This window comes from Calditrichota bacterium (genome assembly GCA_013112635.1).
Lineage (GTDB): Bacteria > Calditrichota > Calditrichia > Calditrichales > J004 > JABFGF01.
Map to the genome: position 1 here is coordinate 132,781 of JABFGF010000009.1, position 8,451 is coordinate 141,231.

General features: G+C 38.5%; 5 protein-coding genes. 1 reads left to right on the forward strand and 4 read right to left on the reverse strand.

Annotated features, from left to right (window positions below):
- Positions 1–70: 70 nt before the first annotated feature.
- The 4 genes from HND50_19185 to HND50_19200 form a co-directional block, all read right to left on the reverse strand.
- Positions 71–901 (reverse strand): methyltransferase domain-containing protein, encoded by an 831-nt coding sequence (locus tag HND50_19185; GenBank protein ID NOG47374.1) that lies wholly within the window; start codon positions 899–901, stop codon positions 71–73.
- A 161-nt stretch (positions 902–1,062) separates the two neighbouring features.
- Positions 1,063–2,304 (reverse strand): ABC transporter permease, encoded by a 1,242-nt coding sequence (locus tag HND50_19190; protein ID NOG47375.1) that lies wholly within the window; start codon positions 2,302–2,304, stop codon positions 1,063–1,065.
- Positions 2,305–2,484: 180 nt separating this feature from the next.
- Positions 2,485–3,732 (reverse strand): FtsX-like permease family protein, encoded by a 1,248-nt coding sequence (locus HND50_19195; GenBank protein NOG47376.1) that lies wholly within the window; start codon positions 3,730–3,732, stop codon positions 2,485–2,487.
- Positions 3,733–3,895: 163 nt separating this feature from the next.
- Positions 3,896–4,993, reverse strand: a complete 1,098-nt coding sequence (locus HND50_19200) for an efflux RND transporter periplasmic adaptor subunit (protein NOG47377.1) — start codon at positions 4,991–4,993, stop codon at positions 3,896–3,898.
- A 265-nt stretch (positions 4,994–5,258) separates the two neighbouring features.
- On the opposite strand from HND50_19200, the gene HND50_19205 reads away from it, so the two are divergent.
- The gene (locus tag HND50_19205) at positions 5,259–8,330 is read left to right on the forward strand and encodes a T9SS type A sorting domain-containing protein (GenBank protein ID NOG47378.1); all 3,072 of its coding nucleotides are present in this window, start codon (positions 5,259–5,261) and stop codon (positions 8,328–8,330) included.
- The last annotated feature ends 121 nt before the right edge of the window (positions 8,331–8,451 follow it).

Genomic DNA, 8,451 nt, shown 5'->3' on the forward strand with positions numbered 1-8,451 from the left:
CTATCTTTCAGTTGAACATTTTATACTAGCCCGGGAGCTATCCCGGGTTTTTGCAATCCTGTCATTCCATTTATTTCTTTTGGGCAATTATTTCTATAGGGAAGATCAATTCAGCTGATATGCCCTCAACCATATTTTTCAGCTTTATCGGTGTGCTGTCTTTCATCAAAGTATGTAATCCTAATGGAGACTGACCGCCATTTGATTTTGTTTTTTCACGCAATTCTTTAAAAAAACTAAGCGCAAAATCACTACGGTTATTTATTATGGTGATTGTAAAACCGGCATTGGTTAAAGCTTTTTTGTACTGATCAATTGTTGCTAAATTGTTTGTACTGGTTTCAGATGACCAGGGAACAGGATAAGTTAATTCACCATCCTTATTTCGCATAATATCATACACGCCAAACGTAGACCCGGTACTCAACACCCGTGATATTTCCTTAAATAGCTGGTCTTTATTTTCAATATTCATTCCCACATGCATCATAAAACCGCCGTCAAATAAATCATTTTCAAAAGACATAGATAATGCATTCTCCTGTTTTAGATTAATTTGATTCTGCATGTTTACCCAACTGGTAAGAGAATTTCCAGTTTCAATATATTCAGATGTTAAGTCAATTCCTGTTACGTGGTTATTGAATTTATTTGCTACAAATCTAGAAGCACCACCGAGTCCGCAACCAACGTCAAGTATATGGTCGTCCTGTCTAAAATTTAATTGGCTGAAAAAATTCTCAGTGGCTAAGCGCCCTCCAATATGAAACTCATCCACTGGGGCAAGGTCATCAATTGAAACCGTATCAATTGTTTTGCCAAGTTTTGTTATTGCGGTCTTAATAGATTTCAGTAAATCTCCATGAACATAGTGTTCTGATACAGCATTATTGTTTTGCAATCCAATCTCCAGTTTGATCTATGTGTGTTCCACAACAAGGAAGTTTGTTATAAGAAATTATAATATTTTGTGTGTTTTAATTGTAAAAAAATCAGTATTGAAAACACTTAGGCTGGCTGAAAAAATTCCCACTTTTTAAGACAATACTTTAGGAAATTTCATTATTCATATCGGAGGGCTTCAACCGGATCTACATTTGAAGCTTTACGGGCTGGGAATAATCCGGCTAACAAACCAATCAATCCCAGCAAACTAATTGAGACAGCTAAAACAGAGCCGGACAAAATCGGCCGCCCCAGAAATTCCATGGCATCTTCAGCCGGCATCATCCACATCACTTCTATAATTCCAATGGAAATCAATAACCCTATTCCACCACCTATAAAAGCTATTAACAGGGATTCAAAAATAAATTGAAAAATAATCCAGCGTTTTTTAGCACCTACGGCACGCTTAATGCCAATCTCAAAAGTGCGCTCTTTTGCAACAACATACATAATATTTGCAACACCAACTCCCGCAATTATTAGCGTCATTGAGCCGATTATAGCGAGAAAAATATTTATGCCGCTGAATACTTTCGCACCTTCCTGTTCATTCTCAATAAAATTCCACATGGGCACAGCGCGTTCATCTGAAGGATCGAATTTATATTTTTTACCTAAAACTCTGCGAATCTCCTGCTCGACATACATGCCGTCCTGATGGCGAGCCGGCTTAACAATCATTTCGTCCAGATATTTATCACCATAAATTCCCTGGAAAGTTGTATAGGGAATTATGGCACGCCGGTCATCCGGTCCGTTGTTCATGGACGTTTGTAATTTTTTAGGCATGGTGCCAACAACTTTAAAAGGAACACCGTCAATCATAACCATTTCATCAATCGGATCAGGGCGGCCAAATAATTCTTTGGCAATTTCACCACCCAGGAAAACTACCCGCCTGCGTTCTTGTAAATCCTTTGCATTTAAAAAACGTCCACCAGCGGCATGAAAGGTTCGCCTTAAAAATTCAAATTCCGGATACACACCTTCCATATGGGTTGATGAAGTTTTATCGCCAACTTTTAAACGTGTATAACGGTTAAGTCCGGGAACAGCAACTGCCACCTGCGGTATGTTTTTACGGATAACATCACAATCTTCTTTCTTTAAACGAATCCTGCGGCCAACCGGCAAGCCGTCCCATTTTTTTGTAGTCTGACCACTGTAAACACGAATGATTTTGTCGCCGGCATTTAGCAATCCTTCCTTCATGCGAAAACTTAATCCTTCACCAAATGCCATTAAAAGTGTTACCGCAATAATGCCCCAGGAAATTGCAATTGTGGTTAAGAAGGCCCTTGTTTTTTGGGTTTTTATGTCCTCAACAAATTCGCGAAGTAGTGTTATAATATGCATTAAAGTCCTTCGTTAATGGCTTGCTCTAATGTCGGTAAATAGGTAAATCATTTTTAACTCAGAATTAGATGAAATATTTTCCTGTCATTCCTGCATGTTAGCAGGAATCTAATATCAATTTTCAGATTCCCGGTAAAAACAATCGGGAATGACAAACTACAAACATAAAACAGACTCAAACTAATGGCGAAGAGCATCCACAACATTGAGCCGTGATGCGCGGCGTGCCGGAAAATAACCGGCTAAAAATCCAATAGCACCTAAAATTATTATCGTGACAAAAGCAACCAGCAAGTTTAGCTCAGGGCTGCCAACAGCTTCTTTGAAGTCATCAAGCGGCAACGCGTTAAAACCTGTAATTATTAAAACGGCAATTACAAAACCGATAAATGCACCAATCCCAATTATTACAAAAGCTTCAAAAACGAATTGCCCTAAAATAGTTTTACGCCGGGCTCCTGTTGCTCTGCGGATTCCAATTTCACGGGTACGCTCCTGAACTACAACATACATAATATTGGCCAGTCCAATTCCGCCAACAATCAAGGTGATTACTCCAATAAGCCCCATAAAAAGATTGAAGCCCAATGTGAAATAAAAAATGAATTCTTCAAATTCGTTTGTATCCCAAATGCCTAAGGTTTCAGTGTCATTTGGATCAAATTTAAATTTCTTTCCAAGGGTTGCATAAACCTGTTTTTGCACCTGTTCCGATAACCGAGGATCGGATATCTGGTAAACAAAATTACTAACATAGTTGTAACCAAAAATTGATTTGAAGGTTGTCATCGGGATAAATGCACGATCCCTGTCTCTTTGATTATAGGAAGAATTTTGCGTTTTCTCTTTCATTACACCAACAACCAGAAAAGGTGTTTGATCGATATAAACATATTTACCGATTACATTGGCATTTTCACCAAACAGGAAATCCCGCAACCTGTTCCCAATAAAAACAACACGGCGCTTATCCTTAATATCCAGATCATTTAGCCAGCGTCCACCCGGTTCTGGACGAACATTTCGCATGACACCATATTCAGGAATTATTCCCGTCACATTTGGCCGGTTGATTTTATCTGCAACACGAACCGCAGAGCCCCATTTGCTAAACTCTGGGCTGATTCTCGTTATGTTTTTAACCTCGCTGCGCAGCAATTCCATATCGTCTTCATTAAGACGGATACGGCGATCACGGCCATAACCTTCAAAAGGCATGCTGGTTCTGCCTGGCCAGACAATTGCAATTCCGGTGCCTATGCCATGCATATTTTTGCTCATCTGCTTTTTAACACCTGCGCCAAAAGACAGCAACAAGATAACAGTCATCGTGCCCCAAATTATACCAAACATGGTCATGGCAGTTCGGGCTTTATATTGTTTTAAATAATGTAAAATTTCGCGAATCTGATCTAAAAGATTATACATATTTTTAGATTAACCTGTGTATAGTAAAAGGTAAAACAAAACCTAACCACGGAAAACACAGAGGATCAAGGAGTAACAAAAACTTAGATTAAACGCTTTTAGTGTTTTTAGAATAGACTCTATCTGTGTATTTCTGTGAAAATCCGTGGCCAAAGAAAAAATTTTAAGTTATCTCTTTTACTTCTTTTTCCAGAACTTCCTCGTCTTCCTTAAGACCTTCAATCACTTCAATTAAAATAGCATCGCTTAAACCTGTTTTAATATAACGCTCTTCCGAATCCTGCTCCCCTTTTGGGATGTTTACAAAAGCTGAATCGTTGCGAAATGTTACAACCCTCTCAGGAATTGATAAAACGCTGTCACGGCGCGCAATAATGATATTGGCATTTGCTGAATAACCTGCACGTAAAACCGCATCTTTAGTCTGGGTGATTTTTATTTCAACCGGGAAAACAGTTGTATTATCTTCCTTTTTGGCTTTTAGTGAAATAAGTGTCACCAAACCTTCAATAGATTTGCCGGGAATGGCTCCAACCTGCAGTTCACAGCCAAGGCCTTCCTTTATTTTACCAACATCAATTTCATCAACTGTTCCTTTAAAAATAAGGTTGCTCATGTTGGCCATGCGCATAATTGCTGTACCCGGCTGATAAGAAGTTAGCGGAACAACCGGGTCTCCCAGGTTGACATTTTTTTCAAGAATAAAGCCGGTCAACGGCGCTTTTACAACGGTTTCAATACTTGTTTCGGCGATTTTTACCTTGCCTGTTTCAATCAGCTCAAGGCGTTCTTTAGCCATTTGTTGACGAAGCTTTGCTTCATCGTATTGGCGGGCCATCAATTCATATTCCTGGTCGGACATAAATCCCTGCGCTTTTAATTTCTTATCGCGCTCTATTTCTTTTTTATGGGTTTCAAGTTCAATGGAGGCCATCTCTACATCACGCTTTGCCTGCGCCAGCTCGAGAGGTGTCGGATCAGGTTTTACTTCCACCAGAGGTTTTCCGGCTTCAATAAAATCACCAACATCGGCGAATAGTTTGCCAACCACACCTGATACTTTGGATTTTACATCGATTTCATTTACCGGCTCGATGGAGCCAACAGCCAAAGCTTTATCGATAATATTTTTACGCTCAACTTTTACAGTGGCACGTTTGCTTTCCTCTTCTTCGGAACCGGATGACAATGCAAATACACCTGCAACAATAACCAGCACAACTACCGGCCAAATGATCCACTTTTTGGTTTTGCTCTTCATTGGAATGGGCCTCCTGAACAATTAAAATTTATAGATTTGAAAAATATCTCTGTTTTAGTAATGTCAATCAACTGCTGTGATAATTTGGATATCTCATTAAGTGTCATGACATTCCACATTTAAAGATTTGGTTTGGAGAAATACTTTAGCGCTTTACGTTTCCAAAGAGTTGTTTGTTGCAAAAATTAGTACCATTAAAAATGTATATTCTTTATTATTAGATTCTTATTAATAATATAACACTTAAACTTATCCGGACTGCAATATGAGAATCCAAAATAATCAATTTTCCTTTGCTCTTTTTAGTGTTTTTGTCACGTTAATTCTCAGTTCAGCTTCATTCGGAAATGAATTAGCAGGTTTTCAAACAAACCCCTATTATCAGGAACAGGTTACAACCTTCAATCTTAATCCGGACATACGTGTTCACATAAATGCACCATCGCCGGAAGAATTTGATAATGGAAAACCAGTCGGACTTGCCCTGTTTGCTTTGCCAAATGGAAACACGATTGAACATACAGCAGGTAAAGTAACCGGTGAGGGAGATGACTGGCATTACAATATTCAGCATATTGCTGCCCAAACCCGCTTTCTCAGAGAGAAAATTTCAGACTACAACCTGGTTACCGTTTACCTTGAAGCAAAACAATTAAGCTGGCCGGCATGGAAAAGTGCCAATCCAAACTATGATGATATTATCAAAAGTACAGTGGAATATCTTAAATCATATTTCAATGCTTATGATCCCTTTGTTGTTTTAACGGGCCATAGTGGCGGTGGCCGGTTTATTTTTTCGTTCATGGATGCATTTGATGAAATCCCTGATTATGTCGATCGCATTTGTTTTCTGGACAGCAATTACGGCTATGAAAATTCCTATGGCGATAAAATGATCCAATGGATAAATGGTTCAACGGGCCGTTATATTAGTGTCCTTGCATATAATGATAGTGTGGCATTGTACAACGGCGAACCGATTGTTTCTCCAACCGGCGGGACCTGGTACCGAAGCAGGATGATGCAACGATATTTTGCCAGTTCTTTTACTTTTACCAGCGTTGAAGATGATGATTTTATTCGCCATTCTGCCCTTGAAGGCAGGATTAAATTTTTCCTCAAAAAAAACCCTGAGCGGAAAATATTGCATACCGTGCAAGTAGAGCGAAACGGTTTTATTCACACCATGTTAACAGGGACAACCCTGGAAAATGATGGCTATCAATACTATGAGGAGCGTATTTATGATTCTATGATTCAGCCGGAAGAATTACCCAAAAGTACTTTCCAAATTCCATTACGCTCACCGGATGCAAAGAACGGCTCAGAATTTATGCAGCATGTTATGGATATGACATTTACTCAAAGGGAAAATGCTATTCTTAATGAATTACTCACTGGTAACGTCCCGTATTTTCTGCGGGAATTAAAAACACTCGAAGCAACTTTTGAAGACCTGAATGGTGTTTCCCATAATCTCGAATACAGTGTTTTCCCCGATTACCTGGCGATTGGATCGGATAGTAATTATTGTCGCATTCCCATGGGTCCTATCACCGCACAAAAAGTGGCTGATTTTTTTGGAACCGCTTTGCCAACTCGTAAACTGGTTAATCATATCTACCAAAATGCGGAAATAAAATTAGCGCCTGTAACATATTTTCCTGTTGGAAATGCCAATGAAAAAGTCCCAAAATTTATTGAACATAATGATGCAATCGAGCAACAGTTTGAAAGTTCCGGAGGTATACCCGGACAATTAATCGGTGGTACAAAAAAAGATGTGGTTCTTAGCAATAAAATTATTGATCCATCCAGACCAAACCATGTTGTAATTTATGGCTGGCACAAACTGGATGGTGACCCCATCCAACCTCTTACAAATATTCATAACGATTCTTATGTGGACTACAGTCATGGAATCCGTTATTTAAAATCTGAGATCAAAATTAATGGTACCAAAAGCACAATTCAAACCACTCTAAAAGATGATGTTTTATATAAAATTATTAGTGACGAATCTGGTGCCATGTCTCAACCTACTTATATTTTGGATACGAATCTTCCGGCAAAACCAAAATCCTTTGGGTTGAAAATTGAATCAGATGGAGTTGTAAAAGTAGTGCTCGATTCCGTTTCAAATGCGGATCAGTACCATTTATTAACAAGTAAAGACGGCCTTAATTTTAATCCGGCTATAGTTTTCAACTCTACGGAATATAGCTTATCAGATCTGGCGCCCGATTCAATTATTTATATAAAACTTGCTGCGGAAAATACGGCCGGAATATCTGCCAGCACAGAAGTTCTTGCTGCTCGGCCCAAAGTTATGGACACTTCCAAAATACTTCTTGTTTATGGATTTGATCGTACATCGGCCGGGAATACTTTCAACTTTATCCGGCAACATGCATCAGCCATTTTAGAAAATGACTATTGTTTTGAATCTGCAACAAATGAAGCAATAATAAATGGGTTATTCAATCTTAATGATTATAAAATTGTTGATTATATTTTGGGTGATGAGTCGACAGTAGATGAGACATTTTCAACTTCTGAACAAGGCCTGGTTTCAGCCTTCCTGAAATCTGGTGGAAGCTTATTTGTTTCCGGGGCAGAAATTGCCTGGGACCTTGATTACAAAGGTTCTGCTGCTGATAAATCTTTTTTTCATGATTATCTAAAATCACAATACTCAGCAGATGCACCAGGTAATGTTTCTGCAACACATTACACTGCCAAAGGAACACATGATGGGATTTTTGAATCCATTGATCCAATCAATTTTGATAATGGTAGCCAGGGAACAATCAATGTAAAATATGCCGATGTTCTTATCCCACAAAATGGAAGTAAAGAAATCATCACTTATAAAAATGTTTCTTCTTATACAATTGGTGGGGTAAGTTTTGAAGGGGTTTTTAAGGATGGCAGCGAGCCCGGTAAACTTGTTTATATTGGTTTTCCCTTTGAAACAATATATCCTGCGGCTACCCGTAATTTAATGATGGCCAAAATCCTTGATTATTTAAATTCAGTTACAGACATCGAGAATATTACCAACAAGATTCCACAGTTTTTTGAGTTAGGCCAGAATTATCCAAATCCTTTTAACCCGGCGACAACATTGTCCTTTAATATTCCAAATCAGGAAAAGGTTAATTTGTCAATCTACAATGCCCTGGGGCAGCTTGTGACAACTCTTGTAAACAAAGAGTTAAGCCCGGGTAAATACACATATCAGTGGCAAGCAGATAATCAACCGGCAGGGCTTTACTATTATAGAATTAATACAAATAGTTTTAGCCAAACCAAGAAAATGATCCTGATTAAATAGTATCAAATGATACCATAGCTTGTCTTTTTAGAACATTTAATTGCCTAAAGGGATGAGCTCAATATACTGTTGAACGACGCGTTTAGACAAGCGTGTAATTAAAGAAATAGAATTAATATCA

Bases quoted from the DNA above. Each gene is read 5' to 3' on its own strand.
- HND50_19200 (NOG47377.1), bottom strand. From the start codon at position 4,993: ATGAAGAGCAAAACCAAAAAGTGGATCATTTGGCCGGTAGTTGTGCTG.
- HND50_19205 (NOG47378.1), top strand. From the start codon at position 5,259: ATGAGAATCCAAAATAATCAATTTTCCTTTGCTCTTTTTAGTGTTTTT.
- HND50_19195 (NOG47376.1), bottom strand. From the start codon at position 3,732: ATGTATAATCTTTTAGATCAGATTCGCGAAATTTTACATTATTTAAAA.
- HND50_19190 (NOG47375.1), bottom strand. From the start codon at position 2,304: ATGCATATTATAACACTACTTCGCGAATTTGTTGAGGACATAAAAACC.